A 21045-nucleotide genomic window follows, 5' to 3' on the forward strand; every position below is an offset into this window, starting at 1 on the left:
TGCGGAACTGGGAGTCGCAGTACGACTGCCGATGGTGACCTGCCGACCGGATGGTTCCCCCTCCGTCCGGTAATCCGACGCGCCCCGAAAGGTTGCTGCATGTCCGCCATCCCCGCTCACCTGTCGTTCTCCTTCCTTGTCGCGACCTGCGGCGAGAGGGGCCGCTCATGACGCGAACGACCAAGATCACCCTCGGCGCCGGCCTGCTCGCTCTGATGGCCAGCCTCGTTGTTGCCCTGAACGCGACCTCCGGCGGAGCGCAGGCGGAGGCCCAGACGGGGGTACAGACGCCGACCCGCCATTTCGTGGCCAATCTCAAGGGGGCGACCGCGCCCTTCGCTCTCGGCTACAACCTGGCCGACAAGTCCTCGATCTCCAGCCTGAGCACATTGCCGACCGGGGTGCAGTCGGTGTTCTGGCTGGGCCAGAAGTGCCCGACCCCGGCCGACAGCACCTTCAAGGCCAAGATCGACGCCCTCGCCTCGAACCCGAAGGTGTTCGCGTACTACCTGTCCGACGAGCCGCACATCGGGGACTGCCCAGGCGGTCCCGCGGCGCTGCGGTCGCGGGCGGACTACATTCGCGCCGCGAGCGGCGGGCGGCAGAAGTCATTCATCGTGCTGAGCAAGGTGGCCGACTACAAGCCGTTCGCGCCGGCGAGCAGCCATGTTGATCTGGTCGGCCTCGACCCGTACCCCTGCTCGATCGCCCACCCCCAGTGTGACCTGAGCAAGATCGGCGAGAAGGTCGCCGCGGCCGTGGCGGCTGGTGTCCCACTGACAGCTGTCGTGCCCGTGTACCAGGCATTCGGCCAGGAGCGGACGACGAGCCACTACTACAACCTGCCGACCGCGACTCAGGAGCACGCGATCCTGACCGAGTGGAAGCGGCTCGTGCCGTCCCCAGTGATGGACTACACCTACGGCTGGGGCAACCAGGGCAGCGCCAACCCGACCCTGGTCGACTCACTCGCGCTCCAGAACGTCTTCGCAACCTTCTTCGCCACCGGGCGCTAACCCACTGATCCGGTGGCCCTGCCCTCACCGCGGCGGGCCACCGGATCATCATCAAGCGGGGTCTCGCCGCGCCGCGGCAGCAGGTGGTTGTGGCGGGCAACAATCATGGAGCAGGTCTGCGTTGCCTTCGGCAACGTCAACGGTGTCGCCTGATCTGGTCAGGGTTCGCGTGCGTTCGCGGACGGAAACAGGCGGTACCGGTTGACGATGCTCACGGCGCGCCCCGTGGCTGGTACCTGGGACGTTCTGACCTGGCTCCCCGGCTCCTCGAACCGGTCAACGCCGGTCCTCGATCTGCAAGAGCAGGCACTCGCGGGTACGCACGAAATGACGGAGACCGAACGCGTACCAACCTGGAAATACTGCAGGCAGGCTGTCGAGCGGCACAACCTTGGGACGCGCGAGGTACAGCAGGTCGTGCCTGAGCAGCATCTCGCAATGGCCCGCATCAACCACGTTCTTCACCCACTGAGAGTCCGCGCCGAAGTTCGCCCCGACAGCGACCCAGTGTCCCCGTCTGAACGCGCGGACGGGAGTGCGGTACGTACGCCCGGTTCGCCGCCCCGTATGCACCAAGACCGCAAGGGAACCTGCTCGACCCGCGAGCCGCAACGCAACCGGGTTGATCGCTGCGTGCGCGGGTCTGAGGAACGCCGGCCAGGGCATGAGGGTCTACCTCCGCATGCATGGTAACGGTGATTGTGGCGGTCTGACCGGGTCTGGAGCCCGACGACGTTCTCGCACCGTGCAAGGCCGGGCTCCGTAGCGGGTGCAGCGAATATCGCCTCTCCGCGCGCCTTGTGCCACCGGACCCTCTTCCGGGTGACATAAGGCCGGCTTGTCGGTGGCGTTCGGCCCTGCCTGCCCGTGCGCGGTTGCGATGTGCTGAGAGTTGGGGACGTCTGGATTGGCGAGAAGTGCCAAGGGAAGTGATCTCAGTGACGGCTGCGATAGCGATCTCCGGACTTGTGAAGGACTTCGGCCCCAGGACCCGGGCCCTTGACCATCTCGACCTGCACGTCGAGACCGGTGAGGTGCATGGGTTCCTCGGGCCCAACGGCGCAGGGAAGACAACCACCATCCGCGTCCTGCTCGGATTGCTGCGCGCCGACGACGGACACGTCGCCCTGCTCGGCGGTGACCCGTGGCGCGACACTGTGGCGTTGCACCGGCGTCTGGCCTACGTGCCCGGTGAGGTGAACCTGTGGCCCAACCTCACCGGCGGCGAGGTGATCGACCTGCTCGGCGATCTGCGGGGAGGGCTCGAACCGAGGCGCCGGGAGGAGCTCCTCGAGCGCTTCCAGCTCGACCCGACCAAGAGGGTTCGCGCCTACTCCAAGGGAAACCGGCAGAAGGTCGCCCTCGTGGCCGCCTTCTCCTCCCCCGTGGAGCTCTACCTGCTGGACGAGCCGACCTCCGGGCTGGACCCACTCATGGAGGCGGTCTTCCAGGACGTCGTCCAGCAGCTGCGCGCCGACGGACGGAGCATTCTGCTCTCCAGCCACATCCTCTCCGAGGTCGAGGCGCTGTGCGACCGCGTCACCATCATCCGAGCGGGCCGGGCTGCCGAAACCGGCAGCTTCGACGAGCTGCGTCACCTCACCCGCACGTCGGTGGTCGTTGACACCGCCAAGCCGCTGGAGTCGGTGACACGGTGGCCCGGCGTCCACGACGCCCGGGCACACGACGGCCACGCGGAGTTCAGCGTCGACCCGGGCGAGCTGAACCACGTCCTCGAGCACCTGGTCGACCTCCAGGTGCGGTCGATGACGACCTCGCCGCCCACCCTCGAGGAGCTGTTCATGCGGCACTACGGCGAGGACATCGCCGCGGCTGCCGCGGATGCAGATGCCGAGGCGGTGACGGCACGATGAGCGGCTTCACAGGCACGACACGGCTGGTCCGCCTCGCGCTGCGGCGCGACCGGATCACGCTGCCCGCATGGATCCTCGGCATGGCCGCATTCTTGGCTGCGACGACCGCCATGTTCGAGGACAACTACTCCAAACACCCCCAGCTCCTGGAGCCGGACACCCGCATCGTCACAGATAACCCCGGCATGCGCGTGCTCGGCTTGGTGACAGGCTCCAGCGTCGGGGGCTACACCATGCACCGAGACGCCCTGACCCTCGCCGTGCTCGCCGCCGTGATGAGCATCCTCGCAGTCGTGCGACACACCCGTCAGGCCGAAGAGCTCGGTCGCGCGGAGATGCTGGGTGCCGGCGTGGTCGGTCGCTACGCTTCGCTGGCCGCGGCCGTGATCGTCGCGCTTGTTGCGAACCTTGTCCTGGCCGTACTGCTCGGACTCGGGATGGTGGTCGCGGGACAACCCGCGGCCGGGTCCCTGGTCGCCGGTACGTCGATCGCCCTGGTGGGCGTGGCCTTCACCGGCGTCGCCGCGGTGACGTCACAGCTCGCGTCGACCACGCGCGGCGCGATCGGTCTTGCCGGTGCGGGCCTCGGCGTTGCCTTCATGCTCGCGGCGCTCGGCAACATGCTCGGAACCGTGGACTCCGCCGCCCTCAGGATCACCAGCGCATGGCCGGCCTGGCTCTCGCCGATCGGCTGGGGCCAGCAGATGCGGCCGTTCGCCGACAACCTGTGGTGGCCGCTCGGGCTCGCCGTGCTGGTCCTGGCTGCGCTGTTCTGGTTGGCCGTCGTCCTCGTCGGCAGACGCGACGTCGGTCGGGGAATGTGGCCCGAACGCAGGGGTGCCGCCCACGCGAGCTCGGTCCTGCTGAGCCCCGCCGGCCTGGTCTGGCGGCTGCAGCGTGGAACGCTGTTGGGCTGGGCGATCGGCCTGTTCGGCTTCGGCCTGATCTTCGGTGCGCTCAGTGACCAGATCGGGGGACTCGAAGGAGCGGCCACGGAGTGGTACGCCACCTTCGGCGGTCACGCCGACCTGCTCGGCGCGTACTGGGCCTCGATGATGCAGATGGCGGGAATGGCCGTGGCCATCTACGTAGTCACGCTCTTGCTTCGCCTGCACCACGACGAAGCGCACGGCACGCTGGAGTCGGTGCTCGGCACCGCAGTCTCCCGACTTCGCTGGCTGGGCGCGTACGCCGTTAACGCCCTGGCCGGGGCCATGTTGCTGATCCTGGTCTTCGCAGTGGCGATGGGCATCACCGGCGGTCAGGTGTTCGGCGGCACCGCAGCGCTGGTGCATGATCTGGTCATCGCCGCGCTGGTCCAACTCCCCGCCGTCGGCGTCCTGGGAGCCGCGGTCGTCACGGTGGTCATGTTGCTGCCGCGTTGGTCGGTCGGTCTGTCCTGGGCACTGGTGGTGGGCTCGATCATCGTCGGGCCGATGTTCGGCCCCTCACTCGGGCTGCCGACGTGGCTGCTGGACCTGTCGCCCTTCACCCAGGTGCCCAACGCACCAGCCGTCGCCGTCACCTCCGGACCGATCCTGGGTCTGGGCCTGGCCTGCCTTCTGCTGGCCGCCACGAGCATCGTGGCCCTGCGCCGCCGGAACCTGGCACTCCCAGCCTGACGGACTCCGAGGTTCCAGTTGGTCTTCGCCGTTCCAAACTGAGCACCGATCCGCCCGCGATCCTGGCGGGTGGTCGTTCCGACGAGGGCGCTGAACGGCCTCCCGATCGTGGCCACCCCAAGCCGGATCTTCAAACTCGCCGTCCGCTGACGAGGAGGTTGTTCAGAGCACGCGGTAGTGGTCAGCAGCCTCTTGGACTCGGTTTCTCCTGTGGCGCCAGAAGACGGCGTCTGCACCGACGGTCGCTTCGTCGTCGCCGAGCCGGCCGTCGATCTGTTCGCGGATGATGTCCGCGTGGCCGGCGTGCTGTGCTGTCTCGGCGACCATCCTGATCAGCAGCACCCCTAGCGTTGTCTCCCGGTGACCGTCGGCCCAATGCTCCACGCGGCCCGGGCTGTCCAGGTCGAGCTCGGTGACAGTGCGATCGGAATGCGCACCGACCTGCCGGTAGACGCCCGTGATGTAGTCGCTCGATTCGTCGGGCGTGGCCCACATGTCGATCTCGGCGTACGGGTCGTCTCGGAACCACGATGGGCGCTCACGTGGTGGGCGGCCGAACGACTGACCGAGGTAGCCGTATTCGAGTCCGGCCAGATGCTTGACCAGGCCGAGGAGGTTCGTGCCGGTCGGGGTCGACGGACGACGCCGGCCGTACTCCGACAGCCCGTCCAGCTTGGTGAGCATCTGCGCCCGGCCGCCCTGCAGAACCCTCAACAGCTCAGCTTTCAGATCGACCATCACCTGCACCTCCCTGACCGGACCCTACCGAGACCATCCGACCTAACCCTCAAGCCCGCGGCACCTGCCCCTAGCGCCTCGTCGTCAGCGGACGGTAAGTGTTAGCGCAACCACTACGCCGCACAGAACCCTCGTTACAGCTTGTTGCAACGCGCCGACTGGAGTGGTCCGCGGATGCGATCCACCGACCAGACCCGCCCCAGTGCAGCGATCCATTCGTTGGCCCGGCGAGGACGGCGTCCTGCCGCCGTTCGTCATCGCTCACAGTGATGCGATTTGAGATCTCACCCGCGCGGGAGGAGGCCGCGCGGCCGTTCGCCTGACAGATTCCGGTGCGTGGCCGATCAATCGGTGGGGTTCTCCGTTGCCGCGGGGAAGCGTGCGTGGCTCGCGATTCTGCTCGCCGGCGTGCTGGTCTGGCTGCTGGCGGCCGGCGTCACCGCGATCACCAAGGACGCGATCCTGGTTCCAACGCTGTTCCTGATCGGCAGCTTTCTGGTGCCGGTCACGGTCGTGACGTTCGCGATGGCTCGCCTGGACGACTGTCGCCTGACCAGCGGCGTGGTCCTCATCGGGTTTATCGCCGCCGGCACCATCGGCGTCGTCGTCTCTGCTGTGACGGAGATCTACCTGCTGCCGACCGGGTCCGGACCGATAGGTAATGCGCTCGGGTTCTTCGGCGTCGGCTTGATCGAGGAAGTCTCCAAGGGTGCTGTGCTGGTGGCGGTCGCCTGGCGGGTGCGCGAACGCACAGTGCACGGGGGACTGGTGCTGGGGGCCACGGTGGGCGCCGGCTTCTCCGCCTTCGAAAGCACCGGCTACGCCTTCTACGCGTATGTTCAGCACACCGATGACCACCCCGAGCTGAGCATCCTGCAAACCGAGGTGTCGCGAGCCATGCTCGCCCCGTTCGGCCACTTGACCTGGACGGCGCTGCTCGGTGGCGCACTTTTCGCCGTTGCCGCGCCAACCAACGGCGGATTCCGCTTCACCCCGCGGGTCGGATGGACACTCCTCGGGGTCGCCGCACTCCACGGAGCATGGGACGCGTCGTACGGCTGGGCCATCTGGGTCACCCAGGGACTCACCGGGAGCGGCTGGATCGCGGACTGGCCAGACGACAGCTACTGGGAGGGTGTCCCGACCAAACAACAGATGTGGGTCTTCCAGGTAATGTACGACGGCGCCCTGGTCGTCATCGGCCTCATCGGAGTCGTCTGGGTCGTCCGCACCTGGCGCCACAGCGCAAGCCACACCAGCACACCCCCAACAGCCAACGCCAGTTAGCCTCCGGGCATGCTCTTCGACTGCTACTTCGACTGGGACACGCCCAGCCAGTTGTTCGACGGCTTCAAGCTGAGTGAGCCGAGCGCCCGCTTCCTCGACGTGGTCGCCGACCGAGTCGGGGCGACGGTCTCCGGGCGTACGACGTACGAGCACTCCAGCCACTGGGGCGGCGCTGGACCACATCCGACTGCACCACTCTTCGTCCTCAGCCACCGGCCCGCACCTGAGATCAGCGAGAAGCAGACGCTCGTCACCACCGGGATCGAGGACGCGATCGTGGCGGCCCGCGCGGCCGCCGGGGACAAGGACGTCGCCGTCATGGGCGGCGGCACGCTGACCTCCGCTCTGGCGGCGGACCTCGTCGACGAGGTGATCCTCCATCAGGTGCCCGTCCTGCTCGGTGCCGGGCGCGGCTTCTTCCAGGCGGTCCCGAAGCACGTGAACCTCCGCCTGCTCACGGCCATCGCGGCACCGGGCGTGACGCACCTCCACTACGAGGTGGTCCGATGATCCTTGTCACCGGAGGGCTGGGCATGATCGGCGCCCACACCGCCCGGGCGCTCGTCGATCTCGGACGCGAGGTCGTCGTCACCACCCATCGCCGGACCGAGGTCCCATCGTTCCTCGCCGGCAACGTCACGGTGGAAGCTCTCGACGTCACCGATCGGGACGCGTTCCTGGCCCTCGGCGACCGCTATGACATCAGCGACGTCGTGCATCTCGCGGGCAGCATCGCCGACGAGGACCCGGTCCAGTTCTTCCGCACGGACCTGACCGGTCTGCTCAACGCGCTGGACGCCGCCCGCACCTGGGGCGTACGCCGGTTCGCTGTCGCCAGCAGCCTCGGCGTGTACACCGGCCGGACCGAGATCCCCTGGCAGGAGGACCTCGCGCTCCCCACCACGGCGCTGCCCCACCTGATCATCGCCTTCAAGAAGGCGGTCGAGCCACTCACAACGCACAGCCTCCAGGGCAGCGGCGTCCAGCCGGTCGTACTGAGGATCGGGACCATCTGGGGACCGCTCGTCGACCCGGAAACACCGTTCTTCCACATCCCGCCGTACATCAGCGCCGTACTGCGTGGTGACGAACCACAGCCGCTGTACGCCGACGATGGCGGCGACTCCTGCTACGCGCCGGACGCTGGACGTGCGATCGCCCTCCTGACGACCACGGACGTCCTGCGGCACGACACGTACAACGTGTCCAGCGGCCGGCCGTACACCAACCGCGAGATCGTGGACGCCCTGCAGGCGCTCTCCCCCGGCCGGCGGCTCGACCTCCTGCCTGGACGGCAGGCCGGTCCCGGCGACGATCCGTACCTCGACATCACTCGGCTCACCGAGGACACCGGCTTCACGCCGGCGTTCGATGTCCCCGCGGCCGTGGCCGACTACGTCACCTGGCGAGCGAAGAACCCCCGCTGACGGAATAGGGCCGCCGGGGTGGAGGTTGGCGGGAGTATGGGACTTGAGATTGGCGTGATTCTCCCGACGTCGACGCCGGATCCAAAGCAACCGATTCTCGGGGATGTGCGCGAGAGTGCACGGTTCGCCGAGGAGATCGGGCTGGACTCGGTGTGGTCGACGGATCATCTGATCGCGAGTGCGCCGATGCTGGACAGCTCGGTGGTGCTGGCGACCGCGGCGGCGGTGACGGAGCGGATCACAGTCGGGTTCAACGTGATGCTGCTGGCGCTGCGTCCGGTCGCGTGGGCGGCGAAGCAGGTGAACACGCTGCAATTGGTGTCCAACAACCGGCTCGTCCTCGGCGTCGGCACCGGCAATCCAGCGCACGGTGACATCGGCTGGCGCGCGGCCGGCGTGGAGTTCGCGGACCGCGGCCGCCTCACCGACGAGGCACTCGACAAGCTGCGCGATCTGATCGCGGGCAAGCCGACGGTACTCGCGGACGGCCTCGAGGCGACCCTGGAACCCGGGTCGGTGGTGCCGCCGATCGTTGTCGCAGGCAACGGACCACGGGCTTACCGGCGGGCGGCGACGTACGGCGACGGGTGGGCGACGATCGCGATGTCGCCGGCCGAGATCCGGACGAACCTTGCCCGGATCAACGAACTCGCCGCCGAACGCAACAGGCCGGCGCTCAAGGCAACGGTCGTCGCACCCCAGCTGGACGGTGACCAGGCCGAGCAGCTCGCAGCATATGAAGCGGCGGGCGTCGAACGCCTGATCCTCCCGCCCGCCGTCGACTGGCGCCGCGCCTACGAGAACGCCGCGAAGCTCAAGGCCTAGTGTCCCGCAACCCACACTGACCTCCGTCTGGATCCCCACCTGCTAGCACCGTGGTGAGGACGACAGCCTCCCGGATGTCGTCGACCGGGCACGTCAGGATGTCCCGATCCAGTACGACGAAGTCCGCGAGCTTCCCGGGTTCGATCGAACCGAGCCGATCCCCGACACCCAGCACCGTAGCGGCGTCTGCGGTCCAGCCACGGATCGACTCTCAAGCGCTCCGGCACCGTGCTCCCACGGCGCTGATTTGACCTTGACATTGGTGTCAGGCTTTACGGTCGTGGCATGGCTGGAATCGTGGTGGTTGGAGTTGGACCGGGGATCGGCGTGGCGGTGGCCCGGCGGTTCGTGCGGGAAGGGATGAGTGCCGGGCTGATCGCGCGGTCGGAGGAGAAGGTGAAGGCCGCGGCCGACGCGCTCGCGGGCGCCGAGGTCCTCGCGGTCACGGCCGACAGCACGGACGAGGTCGGGCTGCGGGCCGCACTCGACCGGGTGATCAACGCGCACGGCGTACCGGACGTGGTCGTCTACAACGCGGCGGTCATCCAGCCGGACGCGGTCGGCGACCTGACGGCTCAGCAGCAGCTGGACGCCTGGGCAGTCAACGTGGTCGGTGCGATCACCACCGCGGCCTACGTCGTACCGTCGATGGTCGAGCGCGGGCGTGGCACGTTCATCATCACCGGCGGCATGCCCGAGCCGAAGCCCGCCTACGTCAGCCTCTCCCTCGGCAAGGCCGGCGTCCGGACGCTCGTCACCCTGCTCGACCAGCAGTACGGCGCAGCGGGCATCCACGCAGCCACCGTCACCGTGGGCGGTGGAGTCGCTCCCGGCTCGCTGTGGGACCCGGAGGACATCGCCGACCACTACTGGCGCCTGCACGCCCAACAGCGGGGAGACTGGACGCACGAAGTCCTGCTGTGAGTGGACTGGTCAAGATCCTCCGGATTGGCCCTGTCGGCGGGCGGCCGGCGTCGGTGAGACTGTTGCTGTTCGCCACCGATGAGGATCGCTGATGTATGTTCCCGCCCACTTCGCCGCCGACGACGAGGCGGTGCACCAGTTGCTCGCCCATCACGGCGCCGCCGACCTGGTGACGATGACCACGGACGGGCTGGTGGCGACGATGCTGCCGTTCGTCCACGACCGTTCGCGGAACGTGCTGCTCGGGCACTTCGCCCGGAACAACGACCACTGGCGCCGGACCGTGGTCGGCGAGGCACTGGTGATCATGCGCGGGCCGGACGCGTACGTCTCACCGGCCTGGTACGAGTCCAAGCGCGAGCACGGCCGTGTGGTGCCGACCTGGAACTACATCACCGCGCATGTCTACGGGACCATGACCGTGCACGACGATCCGGCCTGGGTCGAGAACGTCGTACGGCGCTTGTCGGATCACCACGAGGCGGGCCGGGCCGAGCCGTGGTCGGTCGACGACGCGCCGGAGAAGTTCGTCAGTGGGCAGCTCCGGGCGATCGTCGGCGTGGAGATCGCGATCAACCGGATCGAGGCGAAGTTCAAGCTCAGCCAGAACCGGCCGGAGGCAGACGTCGACGGGGTGATCGAGGGGCTCCGCGCGGACGGGGAAGACCGGACCGCGGCCGCGGTCGCCGAGCACAGGCGCTGATTCAGAGCAGACCGCGCCTGAAGCCCTCGGCGACGGCGGATGCGCGATCCGGCACCTCGAGCTTGGCGTAGATATTGAGCAGATGCGTCTTGACCGTCGCCTCGCTGATGAACAGATGAGCGGCGGCCTCCCGGTTGGTGTTGCCGGCTGCGACGAGCCCGAGGACTTCGAGTTCCCGCGGGCTGAGCACGCCAGGCGCGGGTGGCGTGCGGACGCGATTCATCAGTGTGCTCGCGACTGACGGCGCGAGCACCGACTGGCCGGCTGCGGCGGCGCGGACCGCGCGGAGCAGCTCGTCGCGGGGTGCGTCCTTCAGCAGATAGCCGGTCGCACCGGCCTCGATCGCGGGTACGACGTAGCCGTCCGTGTCGTAGGTGGTCAGGACGAGCACCCGAGCGGCGACCCCGCGCTTGGCGAGTTCGGCGATCGCGGCCAGGCCGTTCACGCCCGGCATCTGCAGATCCATCAGGATCACGTCCGGCCGTAGCGCCTGCGCCAGACCGATCGCCGCAGCGCCGTCGGCGGCCACGCCGACCACCTCGAACTCGGGCTCGGCCGCGAACATCCCGCTCAACCCGTCCCGGACCACCGGATGGTCGTCCGCGATCAGCAGCCTGATCATGCCGACGCCCCCGCCGCGGTCATGGGGACGCTCGCGGAGATCGCCGTACCGGATCCTGGCTCGGACTCGATCTCCAGCGTCCCGTTGAGCGCCTCGATCCGCTGCCGCATCGCGACCAGGCCGAAGCCGCCGCCATTGGACGCGGTCCGGCGGGACGGGTCGAAGCCGATGCCGTCGTCGCGGACGTCCAAGGCAACCTCCTTCTCCATGTACGACAGCGTCACACCGACGCGGGTCGCCTGCGCGTACTTCGCCACGTTCGCGAGCGCCTCCTGGGTCGCGCGGAGCAGGCCGGCCTCGGCCTCGGGTGTCATCATCCGTGGCGTGCCGGTGGTCGCCAGTTGTACGTCGATTCCGTGCAGAGCCGACCAGCGTCGTACGACGTCGGCGATCGCCTCGCTCAAGGTCGCCGCCTGCAAGGGCTGTGGACGGAGGGCGTCGACCGAGCGGCGCGCCTCGGTCAGGCTCTCCCGGGCCAGACCGACCGCGGCCTGGACGTGCCGGCGCCAGCCCGCGGCGTGCTCGGCCGCCTGCAACTGGGTGACGATCCCTGTCAGGCCCTGCGCGAGCGTGTCGTGGATCTCGCGGGCCATCCGATGCCGCTCGTCGTGCACGCCGGCTTCGCGCGCCTGGGTCAGGAGCTGGTCGTGCAGGACCGCGTTCTCGGCCATGGTCACCTCGAGGCGACGGTTGGTCTCGGTCAGCGCGTCGACCGCCTCCTGGCGCTGCCGGCTGAGCACGTCACTGCGCCAGCCGAGCCACGCGGCCAGGCACATCCCGACCACGTTCACCCCCAGCACCGCGACGTACGCGAGCAGGCCGAACGCGTCGGTCTTCGGGATGTCGTACGCCTGCGCCGTGCCGGCGACCAGGGCGACGGCCGCGACGCCGACCAGGCGGGAGGGCCAGGGCAGCAAGACGAACGCGTAGAAGTAGCCGGCCGGCGTGAGGAAGCCGAACCACGAGTCGCGGACCACGAGCACCGCCATGATCAGCACGAAGCCGGTGATGAAGACCACCATGGGTCCGTACCGCTCGCGCCGGGCCGGGCGCAGCGTGAACATCAGGAGCATCCACAGCGCGGCCGCCGCACACAGCACTACGTCGACAAGCATCGCCCGAGGGTCGGTACGGCGAACCAGCACAGTGACCGCGGTGAGGAAGGCGAGCAGCGCGTACGGCACCACGGTCACCCGCACCGGCCACACCCGCTCGCTCATCCGTCCTCCTTCACCGACCAGTGAACACCGACCGTAGGTGCTTGCCGTTGACCAGCAAGGCGACCCCCAGCAACAGCAGACCGCAGATCGCCTGCTCGCACTTCATCCACAGCGGGAAGGTGCCCGGCAACGCGATGATCACCACGATCGCGACCAGCATGATCGCCGACACCAGCCGCAGCCGGAGGAACCCCTTGCGGGATCCGCGCGCCGCCCGCCGGGCGAACGCGGACGTGAGCAGCGAGCTGGCGACCACGATCGTGCCGCGGGTCCAGACCGCGGCGTTGACCGCCGCCGTGTCGTTGTGCAAGGCAATGATGGCGACCAGCGTCAGCACGCTGATGGCCAGATACCCGCCGACCAGCAGTTGCACACTCCGCAACGCTGCCGCACTCCGCGGGTGACGCACGTCCACAGTGGACATCTCCGGCTCCTTTCGAAAGCTCGACCACTCCAGCGTCGTGGTCCGGCCCCTTCGCCCACATCGACCGCCGGGCCACATCCACGCCTCGTCCGGCTGACCGGGCACTCCACCGATCGGTGGAGGGCAGGCAAATGATCGTTGCCCTGAGCACCTTTCTTCCGTGACGGTTTGTGCACGGATTGTCACGGACTGTTTGCGGGTGCGTGCAGATGTCCGGGCAAGCCTGGCGGGCGCGGGGCCGACGGGCAGATCGTCTTGTGAGGAAGCGCAATCGACGAGGAAGAGATCGAGACAGCCGGTCGACCACGGGAGGGTCCGGACGCGTGCTCGAGACTTATCGCGGCATCCCACATCTACTGGACACTTGGCTCGTGCTCACCGGCATGGCACTGCCGATCGCCATCTCGTCGCTGCGCCGGCCCGGCGACCTGGTCCCCCGCCTGGCGGCCTTCTGCCTACCGGTGGCCCTCGCGCTGGTACTCGCGGCAACCCTCAGCCCGACCGCACACCGGTTGGGCCAGGTCGGCCAGTGCGGCACTCACCTGACCACCACCGGCGGGCTCACCTCACTCCAGGGCCTGCTCAACGTCCTGCTCTTCGTCCCGGCCGCCGGCATGCTCACGCTGGCCGGCGGCCGCCCGGGCGACGGGATCGCCGCCGGGATCGGGATGTCGGCCGCGGTCGAGGCGATCCAGGCGCTGATCCCGCAGCTCGGGCGGTCCTGTCAGTTGCACGATCTGATCGCGAACTCGCTCGGCGCGTTCTGCGGGGTCGGTCTCGCGGCCGGCCTGCAGACCCTCACCCGCAGCCGCCGGCTGGTGACGGGCCCGTACGTCGTCGAGCACGCCGCGATGCTCGTCGTACGGTCCCGGCGGCCGGCGCGGCACCGGCGCGGCGGGCTGGTTCAGCGGCCTGTACCAGTACCGAAACCGGCCAACGGACTACGCACGGTCGACAGAGCGCGGTGAATATCACAAAAAGTGTACGAAGTTATCCGGATGGTTATCCACAGGTTGTGGATAGAACGGGGGATGACTGCGCAACTACGCGGAGATATCCACAGGTCAGGGCCGGACGTCCAGTCCGAGGGTGGCCGCGACGACCATCGCCTGGGTGACGTCGATCCGGGCGTCTCTGAGCGTGACCGTCAGCGGGTCGAGCGTGGACAGGTCGGATCCGCGCAGGTCGGCGCCGGTGAAGTCGGCCCGCTGCAGCGATGCGCCGGACAGATCGAGGTCGCGCAGCGTCGCCTTCGCCGCCCGGATGCCGGTCAACTCCGCCTCGCGCAGCCTCACCCCGGTGAACTCGGTCCCCTTCAGGTCCGCGCCCGGCAGGCCGGTGAACGACCAGTCGCCGCCGGACACCTTCAGCAGGTTGAAGGTGCAGTCGTCGAAGTAACTGCCGACGAGCTTGCACCGGGTGAAGGTGGTGTCGAACAGCGAGCAGCGGACGAAGGTGCAGTTCACGAACGCCGCGTCGGTGTGGGTCGAGGCGTTGAAGCGGACCCCGCGGAACGTGCACTCCTCGAAGATCCCGCCGCGGTTGTCGACCTCGGTCAGGTCGGAGTCGATGAACAGCACCCGGTGGTAGGTCTGCCCAGATGGGTCGGCGTCGTCCCAGTCGCGGATCGTCGACTCGGTCGGCGCTCCCGGTCGCGCACGGTCGGCCATGAATCTCCCTCGCTCGGTCGCCTGGAGTTCCCACCCTGCCATCCCGCGCGGATACGACCTAGTTGTGATCGGTACGACGGAGAACGGTAGGCCGACCGACAACTACGGGCCGCACGATGGAGGGGTGACCGGAACTGAGCGGGTGATGGTGTTCGGCGCGGGAGGTTTCCTCGGCGCCAGGATCTGCGCGCTGCTCGCCGACCGCGGGGTCGAGTACCGCGGCCTGAGCCGGAGCCGGGGTGAGCCGTACCGGCTGTGCGACCTGGCCGCGATGCACTCGTACGCCCTGGACACCCAGATCGGCATGTACAAGCCGACCGTGATCGTCAACGCCGCCGGCGCCACGCTGGGCGAGCCGGCCGACCTCGTCCGGGCGAACGTGATCGCCGTCGAGGCCCTGCTCGCCTCAACCCGGGACAACGCAGGCCATGCCCGCTTCGTCCAGCTCGGTTCGGCCGCCGAGTACGGCGGTGGTCCGCACGGCACCAGCCTGGACGAGCAGACCGAACCCCGCCCGGCCGGTCCGTACGGCGTCACGAAGCTGGCCGGCTCCGAACTCGTCCTGCGCGCCCAGCGGAACGGCGCGGACGCCGTCGTGCTCCGGATCTTCGACGTGATCGGCCCCGGCGCGCCCGCAAGCACCTTGCCCGGCCGCGTGATCAGGGATCTCCGGTCGCGCCAGTTGATCGAGGTCGGATCCCTCGACGTCTGGCGGGACTTCGTCGACGTCCGCGACGTCGCCGAGGCCGTGGTCGCGGTGGCGCTCGCGGACGCCAGGCTCCCGCCGGTCCTGAACGTCGGCACCGGCCGGGCGACGCTCGCACGCGATGTCGCCGGTCAGCTGTTCGAGCGGAGCGGGCAGCCGGCGAAGATCGTCGAGGACGGTCAGGACGGCGGTCCCGGCGTGAGCTGGCAGCAGGCAGACATCGGGTTGATCGGCGCACAGCTCGGATGGTCGCCGAAGATCTCGCTCGAACAGTCGCTTGCCGACGGTTGGTCCGATCAGCCGTAGGAGACTGGACAGGTGGAGATCCGCTTGCTCAGCCTGCCCGCGCCGGATCGGCGACCGCCCGCGGTGAACGAGGACCTGGTGCTCACCGGGCCCGACTTCGTCGTCGTACTCGACGGCGCCACCGCCCCACCGGGTGTCGACTCCGGCTGCCGGCACACAGTCGCCTGGCTGGTCAGCCACCTCGCGACCCAGCTCGCGCCGCCGCTGCTCTCGCACTCGTCCGCGCCGCTCACCGACCTGCTGGCCGACGCGATCTCCGCGGTCCGAGCTGCGCACGCCGACACCTGCGACATCACCAACCCGGACAGCCCTTCGTCGACCGTCTCGATGCTCCGGATCCAGCCGGGCCACGTCGAGCACCTGGTCCTGGCCGACTCGCCCCTAGTCGTACGGTCACCGACCGGCGCGATCACCGTCCACAGCGACGACCGCATCGACCTCCTCCCCGAATACTCCCTGGCGGCCGTCCGCCGGCTCCGCAACCAGCCCGGCGGCTTCTGGGTGGCGAGCACCGATCCCAAGGCGGCGTACGAGGCGGTCACGGGTACGACGGATCGCGCCGACGTCGAGGTGGTCGCCGTAATGACCGATGGCGCGTCGCGGTACGTCGAGCGCTACGGCCACCCGTGGGAGGACCTGGTCGACGTCCTCACCACCGACGGACTGCGCGAGTTGGTCGACCGGGTCTGGGCGTACGACGAGGCCCAGCCGGCCGGCGTTCGTGGGAAGCGGTACGACGACGCGAGCGTCGTACTCTGCCGCCCCTAGGGACGTGGACCGTACGACGGGAAGGTCGGGCCGGGGTTGTTGTAGCGGGGCGCGTACTGCGGTGGCTCGGGCGGTCGCACCACATCGGTAACGCGCGGAACGTCGACCCGGTCCTGCTGCCACCGAGTGATCTCGAGGAGCAGTAGCGAGGCGGCGATGCCCGCGACGATCAGCAGGACGGTCGCTACGGTGAAGCCGATGTTGACCGCGAGCGCGACCCGGACCATGAAGTCCTGCAGGCCGTAGATGTCGACGTAGTCACCGGTCGCGTCGGCGGCGTCGGCCGCGTCGACCAGGCGGACGACCCACACGATGAAGCCGATGAAGGCGATACCACCGCCGCCGATCAGGATCACCCAGAATCCCGTCCACGACGCCCACCACCCGTACAGCAGCGCGCGCATCCGGCCGGTCCGGGTGGCGCCCGGCTGCTCGAGCGGCTCGCTTGCGGTGGCGATGTCCTGGACGATCTCCAACGGGTACCAGAACTGCACGATCGGGCAGAACCACGAGCCGACCACCCAGCCCTGCGCACGCCGATGCAGGCCGCGGGCCGGGTCGACGGGCGGCCCGGGACGCGGCGCCAGCGGTGAGTGCAGGAAGTCGGTGTTCTCCCGCGCTTGCCACAGCCAGATCAGGAAGGCGACCGCCGTGCCCATCAGCAGGTAGCTGACCAGGTTGAGCAGCGGTCCGGTGCCGGCGATCGACTGGATGCCGCGGTTGACCTCCTCCTCGGACAGCAATCCGTAGACGAACCGCTTGACGTCGTCGTACGAACTCCACAGGAGCGCGGACTGGATCACCGCCGCGACCGCGGTCAGCCCCATCAGCACGATGCTGACCAGCGCGATCTTCCGCAGCGGCCGGTACCGCGGCGGGATCGGCGCCGGCTGGTACGGCATCGGGCGATACGGGCCCGGATACTGCGGATATTGGCCCGGATACGGCTGCGTCATCTGTGCACCTCCCCGCAGCCAAGTTAACCCACGGCCAGGAGCGATCAACCATTGTCCACAGGTGAAAAGCTGCAACTAGACGGTGGCGAACGCCTGCTCGACCGCGGGCAACGCGAGCTCCCGATCCACGGCCGACAGCCCGATCCGGGTCCGCCGGTCCAGTACATCGTCCACGGTCAGCGCACCCTCGTGCCGGATCGCGAACAACAGCTCGGCGTACGTCGTCCGCAGTCCGGGCGCGATCGGCTCCAGCAACCCTGGCGCTCCCGCGATCACCTCGGGCGCCTCGACGCCGTACCGCTGGACGAATCGCGACGGCGCCCGCACGGCCGCCAGCCGGACCCGATCGGCCGCACCGACCAGCGGAATCCGGTGGGTCAGGCATGGCCGGCGTACCTCGAGGGTGGACTGCTCCAGCGCCTTGTCGAGCGCGTCCTGCGCCATCCTGCGGTAGGTGGTGAGCTTCCCGCCGACGATCGTCACGAGTCCGTCGTCACTGGTGATCACCGCGTGCCGCCGGGAGATGTCCGCGGTCCTGTCCGCACCCTTGTGATGCCCGGTGTCGAGGAGTGGACGGAGGCCGGCGTACGTGCCGAGCAGGTCCGCCCGGGTCAGCGGCGTCTGCACCGCCCTGCTGATGGTGTCGAGCAGGAAGTCGATCTCCGCGTCGGTCGCCTGCGGTACGTCGTCCACCGGGCCGGGCGCGTCCTCGTCGGTCAGACCGACGTACACCCGGTCGTCCGGCGCCGGGATCGCCATCACCACGCGGTGCAGCTCACCCGGCACGGGCACGGTGAGGATGGCGGACAACCCGCCGAAGGCGGACTGAGGTAAGACCAGGTGCGTGCCCCGGCTGGGACGCAGCCTGATGCCGGCGGCGACCTGACCGGCCCAGATCCCGGCGGCGTTGATCACCACCTTCGCGTCCACGGACAGCCGGTGCCCGGTCAGTTCGTCGACCAGGACCGCACCGCGTCCGGTGACCTCGGTGGCGGCGACCCGGGTGAGGACACGGGCGCCGTACTGCGCCGCGGTCCGCGCGATCGCGACCACCAGCCGGGCGTCGTCGTACAACTGACCGTCCCAGGTCAGGAAGCCGCCGCGCAGGCCCTCCGGCCGCAGGGTCGGGGCGTAGCGGAGGATCTCGGCCGAGCTGACCCGGCGCGAGTGCGGCAGGAAGTCGTCGCTGGTCCGCGCGAACGTACGCAGGATGTCGCCGCCGAGGAACGCCGACCGCAGCATTGCCGCCTGCGCGAACTGTGCCTGCGGCAACCATGGCGCGACCTGCGGGATCGGGTGGACCAGGTGTGGCGCGGTCGTCTTCATCAGGATGCCGCGCTCGACCGCGCTCTCGTACGCGATGCCGACATGACCGGACACGAGGTAGCGCAGCCCGCCGTGCACGAGCTTCGAACTCCAGCGGCTGGTGCCGAACGCGAGGTCGTGCTTCTCGACCAGGGCAACGGACAGGCCGCGGGCGGCCGCGTCCAGGGCGACGCCGGCGCCGGTCACCCCGCCGCCGATGACCAGGACGTCGACCTTGCCGGTCGTGTCCAGCCAGTCCAGCTCGCGGGTCCGGCGGGCCGCGTTCAGGCTGGCGTTGCCCACCGTCCTGAACTCCTTCCCCGCCCCGCCGCCCCGGTCGATCATGGCGTCAGGTACTTGGTGAGCATGTCGCGCAGCTCGTCGTCGAGCTTCGGATACTCGTCCTTCGCGGCCATCACCGGACCGGAGACCGCCGAAGCCAGCGAGACGAGAATGATCTGCCGGGCCAGCCAGACCGGGTCGCCGGTCCGGATCGAGCCGTCGGCCTGGCCCAACTTGATGCCCTCCTCGACCAGCTTGAGATGCGCGACAGTACTGCTGCCGCGGCGCTCGAGCAGGTACGGCGTGAGGAACTCGGGGTCGAGCTCGATGATCTTGCGCATCAACGGGTGGACCCGGGTCTGCGCGACCACCTCGACCACGCCCTCGACCAGCCGGGACCGGGCGTCTGCGGCGTCCGGCTGGAACGCCGACACCAGAGCGGTGGTCCACTCCCGGGTCATCAGCGCGGCGACGACGGCCTGCACGTTCGGCCAGCGCCGGTACAGGGTCGCGCGGGAGACCTCGGCATGCCGGGCGATGTCGGCCATCGTCATCCGGCGCATCCCGATCGCGAGCAGCAGCTCGTAGGCCGCGTCCAGGATCCGCTCCTCGCCGATCGCGTTCGCGGGCGCCGGACGGGCGCTGGTCTCGGGCTCCGACTCGCTGCTACGCTGAGACATCACACGTCAGAGTGTATCAGCGACTGTGCCATCCCGAAACTGTCCGTGGGAGGTGGGAGCCAGGGGGTTCCACCTCCCACGGACGCTACCTCGCAGCACCCCCGAAAGGGAGCCCACGATGACCGAGTCGGACCTTCCGGTGGTGCATCTCACGCCCGGCCGCTGGGGCGACCCCGCCCACCCCGTCGCCCTGCGGCCCGCGGCGCTCGAAGCCCTGAAGCACCTCGGCGTACGACGCCCGACGACGGATCCCGTGGACCCGCCGGCCGCAGTCGACCGACCGGGTCTGAGCCCGGAGCAACTGTCGTTCCTAGCCGGAGTCGTCGGTGCGGAGCACGTTGCTTCCGACCTGGAATCGCGGTGGGCGCACACCCGCGGCTACTCGACCACCGACCTCCTCCGCCACCGCTCGGGTGATACGTCCGACATGCCCGACGCCGTCGTCTACCTGGGGTCGCACGACGAGGTGCTCGCTCTCCTCGCCGGCGCTGCTGACCACGACCTCGCAGTTGTGCCCTACTCCGGCGGCACCTCGGTGGTCGGCGGACTCGCTCCCGATCGCCGCTTCATCACCGTGGATCTGCGCCGGCTGGATCAGCTGGTCGCGCTGGACGAGATCTCGCGGACGGCGACGCTGCAGGCGGGTGTCCGGGGTCCGGCGGCCGAAGCGCTCCTCGCCGAACGCGGCTATACGCTCGGCCACTTCCCGCAGTCCTACGAGGGCGCGTCGATCGGCGGCTATGCCGCCGCGCGGTCGAGCGGGCAGTCGTCGGCCGGGTACGGACGCTTCGACCAGATGGTGGTCGGGCTGACACTGGCCACGCCGCGCGGGACCATCGAGCTCGGCCGGGCGCCGATGTCCGCGGCCGGGCCGGATCTGCGCCAGCTCGTGCTCGGGTCCGAGGGCGCGTTCGGGATCATCACGTCGGTCGTCGTACGGATCCGGCCGCGACCGACCGAGCGGCACTTCGAGGGGTGGCGGTTTGAGAGCTTCGCCGACGGTCTGACCGCGATCCGGCGGCTGGCGCAGGACGGGCCGTTGCCGACAGTGCTGCGGTTGTCCGACGAGGTCGAGACCGCGGTGAACCTGGCCGATCCAGATGTGCTCGGTGGCGGGTCGGGCGGCGTACTGGCGATCATCGGGTTCGACGGGCCGTACAACTCCGGGACGGCCGAGGTCCTGACCGCCGCCGGTGGGCAGAACCTCGGCGAGGGTCCTGGTGAGACGTGGCGAGTCGGCCGCTACCGAGCGCCGTACCTGCGTGATCCCTTGCTCGACGAGGGCGCGCTGGTGGAGACCCTCGAGACGGCCGCCTTCTGGTCCCGCATCCCCGAGCTGAAGGCTGCCGTCACCGCGGCGTTGGTGCAGAAGCTGACCGAGCAAGGCACGCCACCACTGGTTCTCTGCCACGTGTCCCACGTCTACGAGACCGGAGCCTCGCTGTACTTCACGGTGATCTCGGCGCAGACCGGCGATCCCGTGCGGCAATGGCGTACGGCGAAAGCCGCCGCCAGCCAGGCGATCGCGACCGTCGGGGGCACCATCTCCCATCACCACGGTGTCGGCACCGACCACCGCGCGGCCTACGCCGACGAGATCGGTCCGCTTGCGCTGGAAGCCCTCCAAGCCGTCAAGCACGTCCTCGACCCCGGCGCCGTCCTCAACCCCGGCATTCTGATCTGACGGAAC

Annotated in this window: 23 protein-coding genes; 13 read left to right on the plus strand and 10 right to left on the minus strand. The window is 69.2% G+C overall.

Features of this window, described 5'->3' with window-relative positions:
- Nucleotides 1–167: 167 nt before the first annotated feature.
- A complete protein-coding gene (locus tag OG558_RS11290; protein WP_405070161.1) occupies nucleotides 168–1016 on the plus strand; it encodes a hypothetical protein in 849 nt (282 codons plus the stop codon).
- Between the two features lie 276 nt (nucleotides 1017–1292).
- Here the strand turns inward: OG558_RS11290 and OG558_RS11295 are convergent, their stop codons facing one another.
- Nucleotides 1293–1682 carry a nitroreductase/quinone reductase family protein gene (locus tag OG558_RS11295; protein WP_405070162.1) on the minus strand — a complete coding sequence of 130 codons (390 nt, stop codon included), beginning with the start codon at nucleotides 1680–1682 and terminating at the stop codon, nucleotides 1293–1295.
- A 272-nt stretch (nucleotides 1683–1954) separates the two neighbouring features.
- Here OG558_RS11295 and OG558_RS11300 point away from each other — a divergent pair, with 272 nt between their 5' ends.
- On the plus strand, nucleotides 1955–2890 hold the full coding sequence (locus tag OG558_RS11300) for an ATP-binding cassette domain-containing protein (RefSeq protein WP_405070163.1): 936 nt from the start codon (nucleotides 1955–1957) through the stop codon (nucleotides 2888–2890).
- Nucleotides 2887–4512, plus strand: coding sequence for an ABC transporter permease (locus OG558_RS11305; RefSeq protein WP_405070164.1), 1626 nt, complete (start codon nucleotides 2887–2889; stop codon nucleotides 4510–4512). Before OG558_RS11300 ends, OG558_RS11305 begins: the two co-directional genes overlap by 4 nt.
- A 162-nt stretch (nucleotides 4513–4674) precedes the next feature.
- On the opposite strand, the gene OG558_RS11310 is transcribed toward OG558_RS11305, so the two are convergent.
- Complete coding sequence (locus OG558_RS11310) at nucleotides 4675–5250, minus strand: DinB family protein (protein ID WP_405070165.1); 576 nt, start codon at nucleotides 5248–5250, stop codon at nucleotides 4675–4677.
- 336 nt (nucleotides 5251–5586) lie between these two features.
- Here OG558_RS11310 and OG558_RS11315 point away from each other — a divergent pair, with 336 nt between their 5' ends.
- The 4 genes from OG558_RS11315 to OG558_RS11330 are packed head-to-tail and all read left to right on the plus strand — an operon-like array spanning nucleotide 5587 to nucleotide 8789.
- The gene (locus OG558_RS11315) at nucleotides 5587–6537 is read left to right on the plus strand and encodes a PrsW family intramembrane metalloprotease (RefSeq protein WP_405070166.1); all 951 of its coding nucleotides are present in this window, start codon (nucleotides 5587–5589) and stop codon (nucleotides 6535–6537) included.
- Nucleotides 6538–6546: 9 nt separating this feature from the next.
- On the plus strand, nucleotides 6547–7047 hold the full coding sequence (locus OG558_RS11320) for a dihydrofolate reductase family protein (RefSeq protein WP_405070167.1): 501 nt from the start codon (nucleotides 6547–6549) through the stop codon (nucleotides 7045–7047).
- Complete coding sequence (locus OG558_RS11325) at nucleotides 7044–7964, plus strand: NAD-dependent epimerase/dehydratase family protein (protein WP_405070168.1); 921 nt, start codon at nucleotides 7044–7046, stop codon at nucleotides 7962–7964. Before OG558_RS11320 ends, OG558_RS11325 begins: the two co-directional genes overlap by 4 nt.
- A 36-nt stretch (nucleotides 7965–8000) precedes the next feature.
- Nucleotides 8001–8789 carry an LLM class flavin-dependent oxidoreductase gene (locus OG558_RS11330; protein WP_405070170.1) on the plus strand — a complete coding sequence of 263 codons (789 nt, stop codon included), beginning with the start codon at nucleotides 8001–8003 and terminating at the stop codon, nucleotides 8787–8789.
- Here the strand turns inward: OG558_RS11330 and OG558_RS11335 are convergent.
- Complete coding sequence (locus OG558_RS11335) at nucleotides 8779–8994, minus strand: amidohydrolase family protein (RefSeq protein ID WP_405072151.1); 216 nt, start codon at nucleotides 8992–8994, stop codon at nucleotides 8779–8781. The genes OG558_RS11330 and OG558_RS11335 overlap by 11 nt on opposite strands.
- An 80-nt stretch (nucleotides 8995–9074) precedes the next feature.
- On the opposite strand from OG558_RS11335, the gene OG558_RS11340 reads away from it, so the two are divergent.
- Both OG558_RS11340 and OG558_RS11345 read left to right on the plus strand, forming a co-directional pair.
- The gene (locus OG558_RS11340) at nucleotides 9075–9713 is read left to right on the plus strand and encodes an SDR family NAD(P)-dependent oxidoreductase (RefSeq protein ID WP_405070172.1); all 639 of its coding nucleotides are present in this window, start codon (nucleotides 9075–9077) and stop codon (nucleotides 9711–9713) included.
- A gap of 91 nt (nucleotides 9714–9804) precedes the next feature.
- Nucleotides 9805–10416, plus strand: a complete 612-nt coding sequence (locus tag OG558_RS11345) for an FMN-binding negative transcriptional regulator (protein WP_405070173.1) — start codon at nucleotides 9805–9807, stop codon at nucleotides 10414–10416.
- Nucleotide 10417: 1 nt separating this feature from the next.
- Here OG558_RS11345 and OG558_RS11350 read toward each other — a convergent pair whose 3' ends face one another.
- The 3 genes from OG558_RS11350 to OG558_RS11360 are packed head-to-tail and all read right to left on the minus strand — an operon-like array spanning nucleotide 10418 to nucleotide 12682.
- Nucleotides 10418–11038: a response regulator gene (locus OG558_RS11350; RefSeq protein ID WP_405070174.1), complete on the minus strand. Its 621-nt coding sequence runs from the start codon at nucleotides 11036–11038 to the stop codon at nucleotides 10418–10420.
- Nucleotides 11035–12258, minus strand: coding sequence for a sensor histidine kinase (locus OG558_RS11355; protein ID WP_405070175.1), 1224 nt, complete (start codon nucleotides 12256–12258; stop codon nucleotides 11035–11037). The genes OG558_RS11350 and OG558_RS11355 overlap by 4 nt, the downstream gene beginning before the upstream one ends.
- A gap of 10 nt (nucleotides 12259–12268) precedes the next feature.
- Nucleotides 12269–12682, minus strand: coding sequence for a hypothetical protein (locus OG558_RS11360; RefSeq protein ID WP_405070176.1), 414 nt, complete (start codon nucleotides 12680–12682; stop codon nucleotides 12269–12271).
- A 323-nt stretch (nucleotides 12683–13005) separates the two neighbouring features.
- Here OG558_RS11360 and OG558_RS11365 point away from each other — a divergent pair, with 323 nt between their 5' ends.
- Nucleotides 13006–13650, plus strand: a complete 645-nt coding sequence (locus OG558_RS11365; RefSeq protein ID WP_405070177.1) for a VanZ family protein — start codon at nucleotides 13006–13008, stop codon at nucleotides 13648–13650.
- 96 nt (nucleotides 13651–13746) lie between these two features.
- Here the strand turns inward: OG558_RS11365 and OG558_RS11370 are convergent, their stop codons facing one another.
- On the minus strand, nucleotides 13747–14352 hold the full coding sequence (locus OG558_RS11370) for a pentapeptide repeat-containing protein (protein ID WP_405070178.1): 606 nt from the start codon (nucleotides 14350–14352) through the stop codon (nucleotides 13747–13749).
- A gap of 124 nt (nucleotides 14353–14476) precedes the next feature.
- Between OG558_RS11370 and OG558_RS11375 the strand changes: the two genes are divergently transcribed.
- The gene (locus OG558_RS11375) at nucleotides 14477–15364 is read left to right on the plus strand and encodes an NAD-dependent epimerase/dehydratase family protein (protein ID WP_405070179.1); all 888 of its coding nucleotides are present in this window, start codon (nucleotides 14477–14479) and stop codon (nucleotides 15362–15364) included.
- 12 nt (nucleotides 15365–15376) lie between these two features.
- Nucleotides 15377–16132, plus strand: a complete 756-nt coding sequence (locus OG558_RS11380) for a protein phosphatase 2C domain-containing protein (RefSeq protein ID WP_405070180.1) — start codon at nucleotides 15377–15379, stop codon at nucleotides 16130–16132.
- Here the strand turns inward: OG558_RS11380 and OG558_RS11385 are convergent.
- The 3 genes from OG558_RS11385 to OG558_RS11395 form a co-directional block, all read right to left on the minus strand.
- Nucleotides 16129–17088, minus strand: coding sequence for a DUF4328 domain-containing protein (locus tag OG558_RS11385; RefSeq protein WP_405070181.1), 960 nt, complete (start codon nucleotides 17086–17088; stop codon nucleotides 16129–16131). The two genes, OG558_RS11380 and OG558_RS11385, sit on opposite strands and share 4 nt — an antisense overlap.
- Before the next feature lie 75 nt (nucleotides 17089–17163).
- Nucleotides 17164–18696, minus strand: a complete 1533-nt coding sequence (locus OG558_RS11390) for a glycerol-3-phosphate dehydrogenase/oxidase (RefSeq protein WP_405070182.1) — start codon at nucleotides 18694–18696, stop codon at nucleotides 17164–17166.
- Nucleotides 18697–18734: 38 nt separating this feature from the next.
- A complete protein-coding gene (locus tag OG558_RS11395) occupies nucleotides 18735–19355 on the minus strand; it encodes a helix-turn-helix domain-containing protein (RefSeq protein ID WP_329483171.1) in 621 nt (206 codons plus the stop codon).
- A gap of 118 nt (nucleotides 19356–19473) precedes the next feature.
- Here OG558_RS11395 and OG558_RS11400 point away from each other — a divergent pair, with 118 nt between their 5' ends.
- Nucleotides 19474–21039 (plus strand): FAD-binding oxidoreductase, encoded by a 1566-nt coding sequence (locus OG558_RS11400; protein ID WP_405070183.1) that lies wholly within the window; start codon nucleotides 19474–19476, stop codon nucleotides 21037–21039.
- Nucleotides 21040–21045: the final 6 nt, after the last annotated feature.

It is taken from the genome of Kribbella sp. NBC_01510 (genome assembly GCF_045040325.1).
Taxonomy (GTDB): Bacteria; Actinomycetota; Actinomycetes; order Propionibacteriales; family Kribbellaceae; genus Kribbella.

Excerpts from the sequence above, each read along its gene's own strand:
- OG558_RS11330 (WP_405070170.1), top strand. The coding sequence starts at position 8,001 with ATGGGACTTGAGATTGGCGTGATTCTCCCGACGTCGACGCCGGATCCA.
- OG558_RS11320 (WP_405070167.1), top strand. The coding sequence starts at position 6,547 with ATGCTCTTCGACTGCTACTTCGACTGGGACACGCCCAGCCAGTTGTTC.
- OG558_RS11360 (WP_405070176.1), bottom strand. The coding sequence starts at position 12,682 with ATGTCCACTGTGGACGTGCGTCACCCGCGGAGTGCGGCAGCGTTGCGG.
- OG558_RS11310 (WP_405070165.1), bottom strand. The coding sequence starts at position 5,250 with ATGGTCGATCTGAAAGCTGAGCTGTTGAGGGTTCTGCAGGGCGGCCGG.
- OG558_RS11355 (WP_405070175.1), bottom strand. The coding sequence starts at position 12,258 with ATGAGCGAGCGGGTGTGGCCGGTGCGGGTGACCGTGGTGCCGTACGCG.
- OG558_RS11340 (WP_405070172.1), top strand. The coding sequence starts at position 9,075 with ATGGCTGGAATCGTGGTGGTTGGAGTTGGACCGGGGATCGGCGTGGCG.
- OG558_RS11305 (WP_405070164.1), top strand. The coding sequence starts at position 2,887 with ATGAGCGGCTTCACAGGCACGACACGGCTGGTCCGCCTCGCGCTGCGG.
- OG558_RS11385 (WP_405070181.1), bottom strand. The coding sequence starts at position 17,088 with ATGACGCAGCCGTATCCGGGCCAATATCCGCAGTATCCGGGCCCGTAT.
- OG558_RS11370 (WP_405070178.1), bottom strand. The coding sequence starts at position 14,352 with ATGGCCGACCGTGCGCGACCGGGAGCGCCGACCGAGTCGACGATCCGC.
- OG558_RS11400 (WP_405070183.1), top strand. The coding sequence starts at position 19,474 with ATGACCGAGTCGGACCTTCCGGTGGTGCATCTCACGCCCGGCCGCTGG.
- OG558_RS11345 (WP_405070173.1), top strand. The coding sequence starts at position 9,805 with ATGTATGTTCCCGCCCACTTCGCCGCCGACGACGAGGCGGTGCACCAG.
- OG558_RS11295 (WP_405070162.1), bottom strand. The coding sequence starts at position 1,682 with ATGCCCTGGCCGGCGTTCCTCAGACCCGCGCACGCAGCGATCAACCCG.
- OG558_RS11325 (WP_405070168.1), top strand. The coding sequence starts at position 7,044 with ATGATCCTTGTCACCGGAGGGCTGGGCATGATCGGCGCCCACACCGCC.
- OG558_RS11395 (WP_329483171.1), bottom strand. The coding sequence starts at position 19,355 with ATGTCTCAGCGTAGCAGCGAGTCGGAGCCCGAGACCAGCGCCCGTCCG.
- OG558_RS11290 (WP_405070161.1), top strand. The coding sequence starts at position 168 with ATGACGCGAACGACCAAGATCACCCTCGGCGCCGGCCTGCTCGCTCTG.
- OG558_RS11350 (WP_405070174.1), bottom strand. The coding sequence starts at position 11,038 with ATGATCAGGCTGCTGATCGCGGACGACCATCCGGTGGTCCGGGACGGG.